Origin of the sequence: Suipraeoptans intestinalis, assembly GCF_034091795.1 — a bacterium.
Lineage (GTDB): Bacteria > Bacillota > Clostridia > Lachnospirales > Lachnospiraceae > Suipraeoptans > Suipraeoptans intestinalis.
The window spans coordinates 50,248-64,334 of record NZ_JAXFXH010000004.1 but is presented as its reverse complement, the minus strand read 5'-3'; the positions used below and the strand labels follow the sequence as shown (position 1 = coordinate 64,334).

Annotated in this window: 9 protein-coding genes; 6 read left to right on the top strand and 3 right to left on the bottom strand. The window is 49.3% G+C overall.

What is annotated here, in order from left to right; all coding sequences use genetic code 11:
• Nucleotides 1-41 precede the first annotated feature (41 nt).
• Together SOW26_RS01260 and SOW26_RS01255 are read left to right on the top strand one after the other, a co-directional pair.
• Nucleotides 42-1,154 (top strand): PucR family transcriptional regulator, encoded by a 1,113-nt coding sequence (locus SOW26_RS01260; protein ID WP_276959955.1) that lies wholly within the window; start codon nt 42-44, stop codon nt 1,152-1,154.
• On the top strand, nt 1,147-3,426 hold the full coding sequence (locus tag SOW26_RS01255; protein ID WP_320651734.1) for a hydratase: 2,280 nt from the start codon (nt 1,147-1,149) through the stop codon (nt 3,424-3,426). The genes SOW26_RS01260 and SOW26_RS01255 overlap by 8 nt, the downstream gene beginning before the upstream one ends.
• A 179-nt stretch (nt 3,427-3,605) precedes the next feature.
• Here the strand turns inward: SOW26_RS01255 and SOW26_RS01250 are convergent, their stop codons facing one another.
• Nucleotides 3,606-4,160, bottom strand: a complete 555-nt coding sequence (locus SOW26_RS01250) for a biotin transporter BioY (protein WP_320651733.1) — start codon at nt 4,158-4,160, stop codon at nt 3,606-3,608.
• A gap of 1,342 nt (nt 4,161-5,502) precedes the next feature.
• On the opposite strand from SOW26_RS01250, the gene SOW26_RS01245 reads away from it, so the two are divergent.
• From SOW26_RS01245 to SOW26_RS01235, 3 genes are all read left to right on the top strand, one after another.
• Nucleotides 5,503-8,241 carry a tetratricopeptide repeat protein gene (locus tag SOW26_RS01245; protein WP_276960290.1) on the top strand — a complete coding sequence of 913 codons (2,739 nt, stop codon included), beginning with the start codon at nt 5,503-5,505 and terminating at the stop codon, nt 8,239-8,241.
• Nucleotides 8,242-8,341: 100 nt separating this feature from the next.
• Nucleotides 8,342-10,321 (top strand): 1,4-alpha-glucan branching protein GlgB, encoded by a 1,980-nt coding sequence (gene glgB, locus SOW26_RS01240; RefSeq protein WP_320651732.1) that lies wholly within the window; start codon nt 8,342-8,344, stop codon nt 10,319-10,321.
• Between the two features lie 219 nt (nt 10,322-10,540).
• The gene (locus SOW26_RS01235; RefSeq protein ID WP_320651731.1) at nt 10,541-11,281 is read left to right on the top strand and encodes a MerR family transcriptional regulator; all 741 of its coding nucleotides are present in this window, start codon (nt 10,541-10,543) and stop codon (nt 11,279-11,281) included.
• Nucleotides 11,282-11,294: 13 nt separating this feature from the next.
• On the opposite strand, the gene trmB is transcribed toward SOW26_RS01235, so the two are convergent.
• Together trmB and map are read right to left on the bottom strand one after the other, a co-directional pair.
• Nucleotides 11,295-11,957, bottom strand: coding sequence for a tRNA (guanosine(46)-N7)-methyltransferase TrmB (trmB, locus tag SOW26_RS01230; protein ID WP_320651730.1), 663 nt, complete (start codon nt 11,955-11,957; stop codon nt 11,295-11,297).
• Between the two features lie 60 nt (nt 11,958-12,017).
• Nucleotides 12,018-12,827, bottom strand: a complete 810-nt coding sequence (gene map, locus SOW26_RS01225; RefSeq protein WP_320651729.1) for a type I methionyl aminopeptidase — start codon at nt 12,825-12,827, stop codon at nt 12,018-12,020.
• Nucleotides 12,828-12,975: 148 nt separating this feature from the next.
• Here map and SOW26_RS01220 point away from each other — a divergent pair, with 148 nt between their 5' ends.
• Nucleotides 12,976-14,049, top strand: a complete 1,074-nt coding sequence (locus SOW26_RS01220) for a 6-phosphofructokinase (protein WP_276960283.1) — start codon at nt 12,976-12,978, stop codon at nt 14,047-14,049.
• Nucleotides 14,050-14,087: the final 38 nt, after the last annotated feature.

Sequence of the window (14,087 nt, the reverse complement as noted above, 5' to 3'; positions counted from 1 at the left end):
TTAGACACTTTCAGCGGGGTATGGTAGAATAGGAGCAATTGATGGCGAAAGGAGAAAGAAGGATGCTGCCGAACCAGATATTACACAGGGTCATACAGGATATTTACAGGATCACCGGGCAGGACTGCGGAGTGTGGGACAGAGCCGGACACTGCCTTGCCATGACGGGAGAGAACATCCTTTTGCTGAAAGAAGAAGTCAAAACCTTTTCCGAAAGCGGCAGGGAAACGCAGTTGGAAGGCGGAAAAGGATGCTTTCTGGCGGGAGCGGAGGGAGAGTACATCCTGACGATCCGTGGACAGGAAGGGGTGGAGCGATCCGGCTGCTGGGGAGTCAGCCAGCTAAACAATCTTCTTTTGCTTCAGAAGGAGAGGCTGGACAAGGGGCAGACGCTGCTTCGGATCATGCGGGAAGATCTGAGCGAGTCGGAGATCCTTCAGTTGACGCACAGACTGAGACTGGCGGAAAGTGGCGCCAGGACGCTGTTTTTGATCGAGGCGCGCAGTAAAGGGAAGACCTTGATACCGGAAACCTTGCGAGGACTGTATGGAAACGGTTCCCGGGATTTTGTAATTCCCCTGGACGAGAGGCGGACGATCCTGGTGAAGTCTCTGGACGGAGAGGATACCAAGCAGCAGCGGGTACGCTTCAGCCATGAGATCTTGGACACCTTGCAAATGGAAGCGATGGTGGGTGTGCGCGTGGCATGCGCCCGGGTGATCTTTCATCTTCGGGATCTGAAAAAGGCTTATGAGACAGCGCTGACAGCGCTGGAGGTAGGGAAGATCTTTTATGAGGAAAAAAATCTTCTGACCTATGGAGAGCTGGGAGTGGGGCATTTGATCCATCAGCTTCCCAGGGATCGCTGCCAAATGTTTTTAAAAGAAGTATTTCTGGGAGAACAGGAGCAGGTGTTTGAGGAGGAAGAGCTGACTGCTATCTATACCTTCTTCGAATGCAGCCTGAATATATCCGAGGCGGCAAGAAGGCTGTTTGTGCATCGAAATACACTGGTGCACAGACTGGAACGAATACAGAAGAAAACCGGATTGGATATTCGGGTGTTTGAGGATGCTCTCACGCTGAAGATCGCTATGATGGTATCAGAGCATAATAGATATTTAGAAAAGAAGGAGGCACAGAAACATGATTAAGCTGTACCAGGAGGGCGTTTACCTGCTAAACGGAACAGAGATTGCAACGACAGGGGAAGAGGCAGCCAGACAGGCAGGAAAAGCTGTCTGCCGGGAAGAAGCGGCAAAAGGGACGATCGCATATCAGATTTTGAAGGCGCACAATACATCGGACAACATGGAGGAGCTTCGGATCCGATTTGACGAAATGGCTTCCCACGATATTACCTTTGTGGGGATCATCCAGACAGCCAGGGCCTCCGGCCTGGAACGGTTCCCGATTCCCTATGTGCTGACCAACTGTCACAACTCTCTTTGCGCAGTGGGAGGAACCATCAACGAAGACGATCATGTGTTTGGCCTGACCTGCGCAAAACGATATGGAGGGGTATATGTGCCGCCGCATCAGGCGGTGATCCATCAGTATGCAAGAGAAAAGATGGCGGCCTGTGGGAAAATGATCCTGGGCTCAGACAGCCACACCCGTTATGGAGCTCTGGGAACCATGGCAGTAGGAGAAGGCGGGCCGGAGCTGGTAAAGCAGCTGCTGAGGAAAACCTACGACATTAAAATGCCTCAGGTTGTGGCAGTCTATCTGGAAGGAGAGCCGGCAAAGGGAGTGGGTCCCCAGGACGTTGCCCTGGCGATCATCGGAGCCACCTTCGGAAACGGATATGTAAACAATAAGGTCATGGAGTTTGTGGGACCGGGCGTGGGAAAACTGAGTGCAGATTTTCGTATCGGGATCGATGTTATGACGACGGAAACCACCTGCCTGTCCTCTATCTGGAAGACAGACGAAATTATCCGGGAATTTTATGAGATTCATGGCAGAGAGGAAGCCTATCGTCAGCTGGATTGTGACCCGGTGACCTATTATGACGGAATGGTCTATGTAGATCTAAGCCGGATCAAGCCGATGCTGGCGATGCCCTTCCATCCCTCCAACGTATACACGATAGAAGAGGTTGTACGTAACCCCAGAGAGATTCTGGCAGAGGTGGAAAAAAAGGCAAAGATCAGCCTGGACAAAGAGGTGGACTACTCCCTTCAGGAAAAGATTGTGAACGGAAAGCTGTATGTGGATCAGGGGATCATTGCAGGCTGTGCCGGCGGCGGGTTTGAAAACATCTGTGCGGCGGCAGATATTTTAAAGGATCGATATACGGGAGCGGACGAATTCGGATTGAGCGTCTATCCGGCAAGCACGCCGATCTATACAGAGCTGGTAAAGAACGGAGCCATCGCTACCTTGATGCAGGCGGGAGCTATTGTAAAGACGGCGTTTTGCGGACCGTGCTTCGGAGCAGGAGATACGCCGGCAAACAACGGATTCTCCATTCGCCACACCACAAGAAACTTCCCCAACAGGGAGGGCTCCAAGCTGCAGAACGGTCAGATTTCTTCCGTGGCACTGATGGACGCCAGATCCATTGCGGCGACGGCGGCAAATCAGGGGTATCTTACGGCGGCGACGGATCTGGATGTAGAGTATCGGGGAGTGAAGTATCATTTTGACAGCCGCATCTATGACAACCGTGTGTTTGACAGTAAAGGAAAAGCGGACGACACGGTAGAGATCCGGTTTGGACCCAATATCAAGGACTGGCCGCAGATGCCTGCCCTTCCACAGAACCTGCTGCTGAAAGTGGTATCAGAGATCCATGATCCGGTTACTACCACAGATGAACTGATCCCGTCGGGAGAAACTTCGTCTTATCGCTCTAACCCGCTGGGACTGGCAGAGTTTGCCCTTTCCAGAAAGGATCCCGCCTATGTGGGCAGAGCAAAGGAAGTCCAACTGGCACAAAAGGCGCTGGAGGCAGGAGAAGATCCGGCAAAAGCGCTGGAGGAAGTGGGACCTGTCCTCTGCCGGATCCGGGAAACCTTCGGAGAAGACGCTGCGGCGGATCTGGGGATCGGAAGTACGATCTTTGCAGTGAAGCCGGGAGACGGATCTGCCAGGGAGCAGGCGGCATCCTGCCAGAAAGTGCTGGGAGGATGGGCGAATATCGCAAACGGATATGCCACCAAGAGATACCGGTCAAATCTGATCAACTGGGGAATGCTTCCGTTCCTGACGGAAGAGCCCCATGAGGCTCTCACTTTTAAAAACGGAGACTATCTGTATATTCCGGATATTAGGGACTGCGTGCGAGAAAAGAAAGAAACGGTGAAAGGATTTGTCATCGGAGAGGCCTGCCGCAAGATCGAACTGAAGCTGGGAGAACTGACAGATACAGAGCGGGAGATCATCCAGAAGGGCTGCCTGATCAATTACTACAGAGGATAAGGCCATCGGCGCAAGCCGTGCCGCCCGGACAGAAAACAAAAAAAGAAACGAAGAAAAGAAATGGATTTCGTTGGAATACAAACAGGGACACTGGGCAATGTGCTCAGATGTCCCTGTTTGCATTAGGAAAACCACGCGATAGTCGCGTGGCCCCATTCACGGTATATCTACAAAAGGATTTAAGACTGGGAAGGGAGCCGCTTTTTTAAAGCCGGTCCTACCAGAAGAGCCAGAAGAATCTTCACGCCATCTCCGGGAAGATAGGGAAGAACACCGACAGACAAAGCGGGAACAAATCCCATATGCAGCTGATGGGAAAGCCATAGAGTTCCCACCACATATAGGGCCAGACTGCCTAAGAGCATTCCCAGAAGGAAGGGGAGAGGACGATAGGAAAATGCCTCGCCCAAAAGACCGGAAATCAGGATAAACAAAAGAAAACCGAGCAGGTATCCTCCGGTGGGGCCGGTCAGCTTTGCCAGGCCGCCGGAAAAACCGGAAAAGACGGGAAGACCGAAAGCCCCAAGAGCCAGATACAGGGCACAACCGGCCAGAGCGTCCTTCCATCCCAGAACATACACGAGGACCAGCAGGATAAACGTGGTCAGTGTAATGGGAACAGGACTGACGGGAACAGGTATGGAAATAGGAGCGACGACACAGATGATGGCAGCCGCCAAAGAGATCCGGATCAGTCGGCGAAGATTCAGGGTTGAAGTTGTAGATGATTGCATAGAAATGCTCCTTTCATGTTTTTTAGAAGTATAAAAGGAGAAAAGGAAATTGTCAACTATTAAATAAAAATGGTTGACAATCTGCGCTTGTGCCGGAACGAAAGAAGGCGGCGGAAAATGGGGAACGAGAAACGAAGAGTCTAGGGAAAATGAAAAGCAAAAGAAGGATCTGCTCCGAAAAAACTTTGAGAAAGCGGCGGGTGTTATTCCATAAAAGAGAAGAATCCGGGGAAGTTGTATAGCATACAGGAAAAGAGAGAAAGGGGGAAGGTATAATAGTCAGAATATTATACACAAAATAAAAACAAAGACAAATAAAAAGAAAAAAACAATAAAAAATATTGACAAAACAGTCTGTCGGTGCTATTATCAAATTAATCAAAAACAGTGTATAGTAAGCAAGATAAAATACACAGAAGAAAATCCGTTTTTGAAATCAAACGAAGGAGGGTAATCCATTGGACAATTCAATAGAGACGCAATGCGACGGATCGGTGATGTTGCAAATGGCGGTTCCCTCAAGGAAGGCCTTTTATAGAAGAGAAAATGCAGGCACACCGACATAGATAAAAAGAAAAGAACGCGGAGAAGGAGCGTCGGAAGTAGCTGGTTACATTTGCAGATCGTCGCAGGGAAACGAACATCACAAAAGGTGGGATCTGTGTAAAGAAACAGAGAAAGCCAAAGAGAAAGAAGCATCGGCCGTTCTCACCGGGAGGACAGAAAGTGCAGATGTGATAGTGTTATAGTTGAAACGCTTTATCCCTTCGGGGGATGAAAAAAATACGGAAGGATATACCGCTGGCAGAGCGGAAAAGGCAGAGGGATTTTTAACCGAAAGAGAACCTCCGAATTTTATGAAAACAGAATAAGGGAAAGAGGCGGCTACCATATGTACTGTATGGTGGCTGTCTTTTTGTTTGAAAAATATTTTTTATAAATTTCCTAGAAAAGTCTGTAAAATCTTCCTCAGCAATTTTTTGAGCAGAAGAGTGTGTTTAATACGATCAATCTTTGTCCATTGACAAGTGAATCGATTTTTTGAATAGGAGAATACTTGGACTGAATGATGAATGTTCAGGAATCGTTGAAGATAAATCGGTGTGGTGGAAAAGAGTGAAGGCACAGAAAAATCCTTTTCGGAAAGAGGTGGTCAAACGGGTTCGAAAGAAAAGATGCCTTGCGAAAAAACGCGGAAAATCCCGCGAATTCTACCGAAACTAAAGGCGATACATTTTGACAATAGAAAGGGGCTGTGCTAAAATGAGAGACGTAAAACTGTAATCAAATAGTTGAGGTGAGTGACTTGGATAAATATGAATATAGGGTAAAAACAGAACAGATGATGGAGTGTTTTGGAAATAAGCAATACAAGAAAGCAATGGAGATTGCAGACACCATCGACTGGCGCAGAGTAAAGAATGTATCGATGCTGAATACGGTCAGTGAGATCTACGAGCAGACAGGGGAGTTCCAGAAAAGCCGGGATGTCCTGTTTATGGCGTTTGACAAGGCGCCCGGAAGCAGAAAGATCGTGTATCGTCTGGGAACGCTGGCTTTAAAGATCGGTGATTTCAGCGAGGCGTCAGACTGCTATGAGGAGTTTGTAAAGCTGGCGCCAAAGGATCCAAACCAGTACATCTTAAAATACAAGATCCAGAAGGCACAGAAGACGCCGATCCAGGAGCAGATCCGGACATTGGAAGATTTTAAAAAAGCAGAATACATTGAAAAGTGGGCCTATGAGCTGGCAAAACTCTACCATGATGCAGGTATGACGGCAAAGTGCATCGAAGAGTGCGACGACCTGATCCTCTGGTTCAGTGAAGGAAAGTATGTGTATCAGGCCATGGAGCTGAAGATGCGCTATAAACCGCTGACCCCTCTGCAGCAGGAAAAATATGAGGAAAGACACGGCGTCGGAGAAGAGAAAGAGGCGAAGGAAAAAGAAGCCCAGAAGAAGATGAACGCCATGGCAGAGGTACTGCGGGCGGCAGGAGCAAGCCGGGAGGAAAAGGCGGAAGCACCGGAAAGCCTGGATGAAGCGTTGGAGCAGCTTTCAGCAGGAGAAACGGCCGGAGAAGAAACAGCGGCAGAAGCCACGAAAGTAATCGGAGGAAGCGGCATACAGGCAGCGCTGGCCGGAGGAACGCCGGAGCCGTTTATGCCAAAATCGGAGGAGAAAACGATGGCAGAACGAGACGATGAACTAAAGAAAAACGGACAACTTCGCATTGACGAGATCCTGATGAAGTGGGAAGAGAAGCAGAAGGAGCACGCCAAGGCGATCGAGATACAAAAGGCCAAAGACGAAGAGCGGCTTCGTAAAGAGCGGGAAGAAGCCCAGAAAAGAAAAGAAGAGGAACGCCGCCTGATGGAACAAAGGCTGGCGGAATCTGCAAGGAGAGCGGCGGAGGAAGCTGCGGCAAAGGCGGCGGAAGAAGAGCGCCTGAAAGAAGAGGAAAGAAAAGCAGAGGCGTCCAGACGGGAAGCAGAGCAGTACGCACTGGAAGAGGCAGAGACAAAAGACGTTTCAGACGATCTGGAGGAGCTGATCGAGAGGCTGGAAGGATCGGACAAAAGCCAGGTTCCGGTAGAGGAAGAGCCGTTCTCTGAGGAAGAAGGGGAAGAGCCGGACTTTGAAGAGACGGAAGTCCCGGAAGAAGAGTCGGAGACAGAAGAACCTGTGGAAGAGTCCCGCGAAGAAGTTCTGTTTGAGGAAGAGATGGAACCGGAAGCTTCTCTGGAAGAGGAAGAAGGTCTGGAAGAAGCATTGACAGAGGAAGAAGAGACAGAGGAGTTCCCGGAAGCGCTCTCCGAAGAGGAGGCAGAGTCCGAAGAGTGGGAGGAAGATCTTGAAACTGCTTCGGAGGAGAACCTGGATGAAGAGTTTGACGAGGACGACTTTGACGAAGAAGAGATCTTTGATCAGGATGAGGAAATGCCGGAAGAGGCAGAAATGATCCATGCTCCTATGGAAGAGGCGGAAGCAGAGGACGATTTTGACGAAGAGGACGGAGACGATTTTCTCGATACAGAAGAATCGGAAGAAGAGATCGAAGAGTTCCTAGATGAGGAAGAGGACGAAAGCGAAGCGGACTTTGAGGAAGCAGAGCTTGCAGAGACAGACTTTGACGAGGACGATTTTGAGGAGGAGCCTCTGGAACCGGAAGAAGAGGAAGAATTGGAGATTGAGGAACCCTCTGAGGAGGAGATCCAGGATCGGATCCGCAAGTCGAAAGGCGGAGTTCCCTTTGATACCGGATTTGTGGTAACCGGACGATACGACCTGAGCGCTACCAGCGAGATCGGTCTGAAGGCAGGACTTACAGAAGAGCAAAAGAAACTGTTTTCTTACTTTGTTCCTGTTCGAGGCATGAGTGAGCAGATCGTGGAAGTGTTGGACAATGACAGAAGAGCGCAGCGGGAAGGCACATCCAAGACAGGAAACCTTCTGGTGATCGGACGGAAAGGCTCCGGGAAAACGGTGCTGGCTGTAGACATTGTCAAAGCGATCCAGAAGCAGAGAAATCTGAAGCAGGGAAAAGTGGCTATCGTGACGGGAGAGTCCCTCAACAAGAAAGAGCTGACGAATATCATTCAGAAGCTTCGAGGCGGTGCCATTATCGTGGAGAAAGCAGGCAAGCTGAATTCCAGAACCATCAAGGAACTGAGCTACCTGATGGAAAAGAAAACAGGAGAGTTGCTTTTTGTACTAGAAGACCAGAGAAAGCCGCTGGAGAGACTTTTGACGGCGCATCCCGAGTTCAAAAAGAAATTCACTTCCAAACTGGAGCTTCCGGTGTTTATCAATGATGAGCTGGTAACGTTTGGTCAGACCTATGCAAAAGAGAATGGGTATAAGCTGGATGAAATGGGAATCCTGGCGCTGTATAGCCGAATCGACGTGATGCAGAGGGAAGACCATGCGGTGACGGTAGCAGAGGTAAAAGAGATCATGGACGAGGCCATTGAACATTCCCAGAAGGCTAATGTGAAGCATCTGGCAAGGAGGGTGTTTGGTAAGGGCACGGACGATTCCTCCAGGATCATTTTGAAAGAAGAAGATTTCAGGGTATAAGCAAAGAGAAAGGGTTGGAAACATATCTCCAAACCCTTTCTTTTTACGTGTGCGTAAAGTATAATAAGAATAATACAGTAAAGGCGAGGTGAAGGTGAGGATGGAACAGAAGAAGCAGACGTCTTACGAGATAGAAGAACTGGATCAATACTTGTTTGGCCAGGGAACACACTACGAGATCTATAAGAAGCTTGGAGCACACAAAGCCAAAAAAGACGGGGTGGAAGGAGTATATTTTGCGGTATGGGCACCTCGGGCACAGGGAGTCTCCGTGGTGGGAGAGTTTAACGGATGGAATACGGAAGCGAACCGTATGGAGAGGCAGGAGCCGCTGGGAATCTACACCTGCTTTATTCCGGGGGTCCAGGAATACCAGATGTATAAGTACTGTGTCTGGACCTATACGGGTGAAGCAGTATTTAAATCGGATCCATACGGGAACTATGCGGAGTATCGTCCGGGAACGGCGTCGAAGGTGGCAGATCTTTCCAAGCTGAAATGGACGGATAAAGCCTGGATGAAGAAACGAAAAACATGGGATCATAAAGAAAGCCCCATGTCTGTTTATGAGGTCCATATCGGCTCCTGGAAAAGACATCCAGGGAGAGAGGATGAAGGATTCTACTCTTACAGGGAATTTGGGGAGGCGGTTGCCGAATATATAAAATATATGGGGTACACACATGTGGAACTAATGGGAATCGCAGAGCATCCCTTTGACGGCTCCTGGGGATATCAGGTGACTGGCTATTTTGCTCCCACATCCCGCTATGGAACGCCGGAGGATTTTGCCTGGATGGTCAACCATCTTCATGAGAACGGCATCGGCGTTATTTTAGACTGGGTACCGGCACATTTTCCAAGAGATCTTCACGGACTGGCAAACTTTGACGGAACGCCTACCTACGAATACGCAGACGCCAGAAAGGGAGAGCATCCTGACTGGGGGACCAAGATCTTTGATTATGGGAAAAATGAGGTCCGCAATTTCCTGATCGCCAATGCGTTGTTCTGGGTGGAGCAGTTCCATATAGACGGGCTGCGGGTGGATGCGGTTGCCTCCATGCTGTATCTGGACTATGGAAAGCAGGATGGACAGTGGATCCCCAATGAGTACGGCGATAATAAAAACCTGGAGGCCACCGAGCTGTTCAAGCATCTGAACTCCGTCATGAAGAAAAGGAATCCGGGAGTCGTGATGATCGCAGAGGAATCTACCGCCTGGCCGAAGGTGACGGGAGACGTGGAAGAGGGAGGACTGGGCTTTCACCTGAAATGGAACATGGGATGGATGCACGATTTCCTGGAATATATGAAGCTGGATCCCTATTTCCGCAAGCATAACCACAACCAGATGACCTTTGCCATGAGCTATGCATACGGAGAAAACTATATCCTGGTGCTGTCCCATGACGAGGTAGTACATTTAAAGTGCTCCATGATCAACAAAATGCCGGGGATCGGAGAAGACAAATTTTCCAATCTGAAGGCAGGCTACGCATTTATGATGGGACATACGGGAAAGAAGCTGCTGTTTATGGGACAGGATTTTGCACAGCAGAGAGAGTGGAGCGAAGGAAGAGAACTGGACTGGTATCTGCTGGGAGAAGAAAATCATCGGCATATGCAGGAGTTTGTAAGAGATTTGCTTCATCTGTACAGAGAGCATCCGGCTCTTTCCGAGATGGATAAAAGCTGGGATGGATTTGAATGGATCAACGCAGACGACTGTTTCCGCAGTATTTACAGCTTTGTGCGGTATTCGGCCAAGAAAAAGAAGAATCTCCTGTTCGTATGCAATTTTACCCCGGTAGAACGGGAAGATTACATGGTGGGGGTTCCCATGGACACGGACTATCGGCTGGTTTTAGATAGCGACTCGGCCAAATATGGGGGGAATAGTAAAAGAAAGAAAAAAGTTTATACAGCAAAACTGCAGGAATGTGACGGAAGAAAGCATTCGATTGCTTATAAGCTTCCTGCCTATGGAGTTGCCGTGTTTGAATTTGAGCCGGGCGCAGCACAAAAAGGAAAGCGAAGCCACGAAAAAAAGGGCACAGAGAAGGATAAACAAAAATAGGCAAAGAAAAGGAAGATGGCGGAGGGAACTTGAGATGTCCCCGAAGCATCAGATTTTGATAGCGAGACAGCGTTTGCTGCCTCGCTATTTTGGATCAAGGGGAAGGGCTTTACACCGCGCGATACTGCGAGGATCATAAAGTTACAGTAAATTTTCAAAAAGGCATTGACTATGACACAACGTAATCGTTTATGCTTGGCATTGTTAGGAGGTGCTTTCATGTATTTGATCAAAAAAGTTAGTGAAATGAGTGGGGTATCGGTGCGCGCTTTACGCCATTATGATAAGATCGGCCTGCTGTCTCCTCAAAAACAGGAAAATGGATATAGGTACTATTCGGAAGAGGATATGTCCTTTTTGCAAATGATATTGTTTTATAAGTACCTGGGCTTTTCTTTGAAGAAGATAAAAGAACTGCTAAAACAAGAGGAGAGCCAGGTGCTCTATCATCTAAAAAATCAACTGGCTTTGCTGCAAAAAGAAAAGCAAAAACTCCTGACATTGATAGATACCCTGGAAAAGACAATCGCGTCACAAGAAAGGAGAGTTACGATGTCAACAAAAGAAAAATTTAATGGATTTACGTACCAGGACAATCAAAAATATAGGCAGGCGGCAGTAGATCTGTATGGGAAGGAAGTGGTGGAAGAAGCGATTGAAAAACAAAAAGGAAAAGAGCAGGAGCTCACAGACGGCTTTAACAACATCTTCTTTGCTTTTTCTGAGAATAGGTCAAAGGGGATAAGCTCCGCCGCGAAAGAAACCATAGTGTTAGCAGAAAAGCTGCACAAACATCTTTGCGAATATGCGTTTGACTGTCAGCTGCAGGTATTTGCAAGCATTGGCCGGGGCTATGTTCAAAATGTGGAATTTAAACAGAACCTGGACAAATTTGGAGATGGAACAGCGCAGTACATCTGCGATGCGATTCAGCAATATGTGAAAGAAAAAGAAATTTAAAAGCAGCTTTCATTCACGCGTTACAATTCTCTTTCGGACGGGCGATCAGCTTGCAGATGGCGTTGCCCTTGGAGGAAAATTTCTCCTCATATTCTGTCATAATATTTCCCCGGCTTAGGACGGGATCCCGGTGAAGATCGTATGTGGAGCTGACCAGTTCAAAGACGGGGGAAGCCTGGATCTCCTCCAAAGAGAAATCAAATAAGAGACGGTTGTCCGTTTTGAATTCCAGCCGTCCGTCTGTCTTCAGGATCTGATGATAGAGGGGCAGGAAAAACGAAGAGGTCAGCCGTCTTTTGGCGTGCCGTGCCTTAGGCCAGGGATCTGAAAAATTCAGATAGATAGCGGATACTTCTCCTTTTTGGAAAATGTCGGGCAATGTTCGGGCATCTGTGCAGAGGAACCGAAGGTTCTCGGGAAGCAGATCTCCCAGTTTTTCCACGGCACGAAGCAGGACGCTGGAATAGCGTTCGATCCCAATGTAGTTGATGTGGGGATTTTGAGTAGCAAGAGATAAAAGGAACTGGCCTTTTCCCATGCCGATTTCTATGTGGATGGGGTGATCCTCCCTGAAAACCTGAGAATTCCATGCTCCGCATACCTTCTGCAAAGAAGAGATCACCAGCGGGCTGGCTTCCAGGACAGAATCTGCCCGGGGGATGTTTCTAAGACGCATAACGGTCCTCCTTGTAAGTCATTTGATGGATTTTGCAGGAAAAAGAAAGGCGGCAGCCTTCTATCTGCTAAGAACTTCCGCTTTGGTATCCGTGATCAGAACCATGTATTCCACTTGCGCGGACAGGCCGCCGTCCACGGTGGATACCGTCCAGCCATTTTGGCTGTTTACAGTAAAACGGGGACTACCTTGATTGATCATAGGCTCAATGGTAAAGATCATACCCGGCACCAGGACCATTTCGCTGCCTTTGGGAGTCACATAGCTGACATAGGGATCCTCATGGAATTCCAGACCGATGCCGTGTCCGCCGATCTCTTCCACTACGGAATAACCGTGTTTTTTCGCGTGGGAGGAGATGGCAAAGGCGATATCTCCCAGATGCCCCCAGGGGCGGGCGGCGGCAAGGCCGAGCTCCACACACTCCCTTGTGACCGCCACAAGGCGCCGGGCTTCGGGAGAAGGCGTTCCGATGCAAAACATGCGGGAGGCGTCAGAAAAATAACCGTCCAGGATGGTGGATACGTCTACGTTGATAATATCGCCCTCCTTCAGTATTTCCTGTTCAGATGGGATCCCATGGCAGATCACGTTATTGACGGAGGTGCAGACGCTTTTGGGAAACCCCTCATATCCGAGCGGGGCGGGGATCCCGCCGTGCTCCTTTGTAAACTGAAATACCAGACGATCGATGTCCTCTGTGGACAGACCGGCGCGGATATGGGCTTCTACATGATCTAAAACGGCCGTGTTCAGCCGGGCACTTTTTTTGATGGCCTCAATCTGCTGAGGCGTCTTTAACAGCGAGCTGTCCGGAACGATCTCTCCTTTGGCAGCCAGCTTCCATAGTTTTTCTTTTAACTGATCCAAGGTGCAACCTCTCTTTCCCCTCTTTTTGGATTGCCGGTCGTAACTTTTCCGGCAGCAATTCTTTTTTTCAGTATAACACAATTGTGCGGGAAAGAAAAATAGAGTATAATTCCAATGTGCAGGAAAGAAGAAACCAAGGAGGAAAGCCATGCTTAGAATAGGGATGCTGACCAGCGGAGGAGACTGCCAGGCGCTGAATGCGGCTATGCGGGGAGTCGTCAAAGGACTTTGCAGGGAAGGCCGGTCTGTAGAAATATATGGATTTCAGGATGGATACAAGGGATTGATCTACTCCGATTTCCAGATGCTGAAAAAGGAGGACTTTTCAGGAATCCTGACAAAAGGAGGCACGATCCTGGGAACGTCCAGACAACCGTTTAAGCAGATGCGGATCTCGGACGAGAATGGATTGGACAAGGTGGAAGCCATGAAGCATACCTATCACAAGCTGCATCTGGACTGCCTGGTGATCCTGGGGGGAAATGGAACCCACAAGACGGCGAACCTTCTGCGGTCAGAAGGGCTGAACATTGTGACACTGCCAAAGACCATTGACAATGATCTCTGGGGAACGGATATGACCTTTGGGTTTCAGAGTGCCGTAGATATTGCTACAGATACCATTGACAAGATCCATACCACGGCCACCTCCCACAGCCGGGTCTTTATTGTAGAAGTGATGGGACATAAAGTGGGGTGGGTCACACTTTATGCGGGCATTGCAGGCGGGGCGGATATTATCCTTCTGCCGGAAATCCCTTATGACATAGAAAAAGTGACGGAAGCGCTGGACGCAAGAAAGCGGGCAGGGAAGCGATTTACCATCATTGCAGTGGCAGAAGGCGCTTTGTCCAAAGAGGAAGCAGAGCTTCCAAAAAAGAAAAGAAAACAGCAGAAGGCGGCTGCCGGCTATCCTTCCGTGGCTTATGAGATCGCAGAAAAGATCCAGGAGAGAACAGATCAGGAAGTGCGGATCACCGTGCCGGGCCATGCGCAGAGAGGCGGAGCGCCCTGCGCTTACGACAGGGTTCTGGCCACCCGGCTGGGAGCTGCGGCGGCAAAGGCGGTGCTGGATGGGCAATACGGCTGCATGCTGGGCGTGCGATCCGGGAAGATCGTCCGTGTTCCCCTGGAAGAGGTGGCAGGCAGGCTAAAGGGTGTGGATCCGAAGGCGGAGATTCTGGAAGAAGCAAGGCAGACAGGCATCAGCTTCGGCATCTGACGGCGGCGGGAAAGGAACCGCAAACGTCTGGCAAACGA

Coding starts and splice junctions, on each gene's coding strand:
- glgB (WP_320651732.1), top strand. CDS start 8,342: ATGGAACAGAAGAAGCAGACGTCTTACGAGATAGAAGAACTGGATCAA.
- SOW26_RS01235 (WP_320651731.1), top strand. CDS start 10,541: ATGTATTTGATCAAAAAAGTTAGTGAAATGAGTGGGGTATCGGTGCGC.
- SOW26_RS01255 (WP_320651734.1), top strand. CDS start 1,147: ATGATTAAGCTGTACCAGGAGGGCGTTTACCTGCTAAACGGAACAGAG.
- SOW26_RS01260 (WP_276959955.1), top strand. CDS start 42: ATGGCGAAAGGAGAAAGAAGGATGCTGCCGAACCAGATATTACACAGG.
- trmB (WP_320651730.1), bottom strand. CDS start 11,957: ATGCGTCTTAGAAACATCCCCCGGGCAGATTCTGTCCTGGAAGCCAGC.
- SOW26_RS01250 (WP_320651733.1), bottom strand. CDS start 4,160: ATGCAATCATCTACAACTTCAACCCTGAATCTTCGCCGACTGATCCGG.
- SOW26_RS01245 (WP_276960290.1), top strand. CDS start 5,503: ATGATGGAGTGTTTTGGAAATAAGCAATACAAGAAAGCAATGGAGATT.
- SOW26_RS01220 (WP_276960283.1), top strand. CDS start 12,976: ATGCTTAGAATAGGGATGCTGACCAGCGGAGGAGACTGCCAGGCGCTG.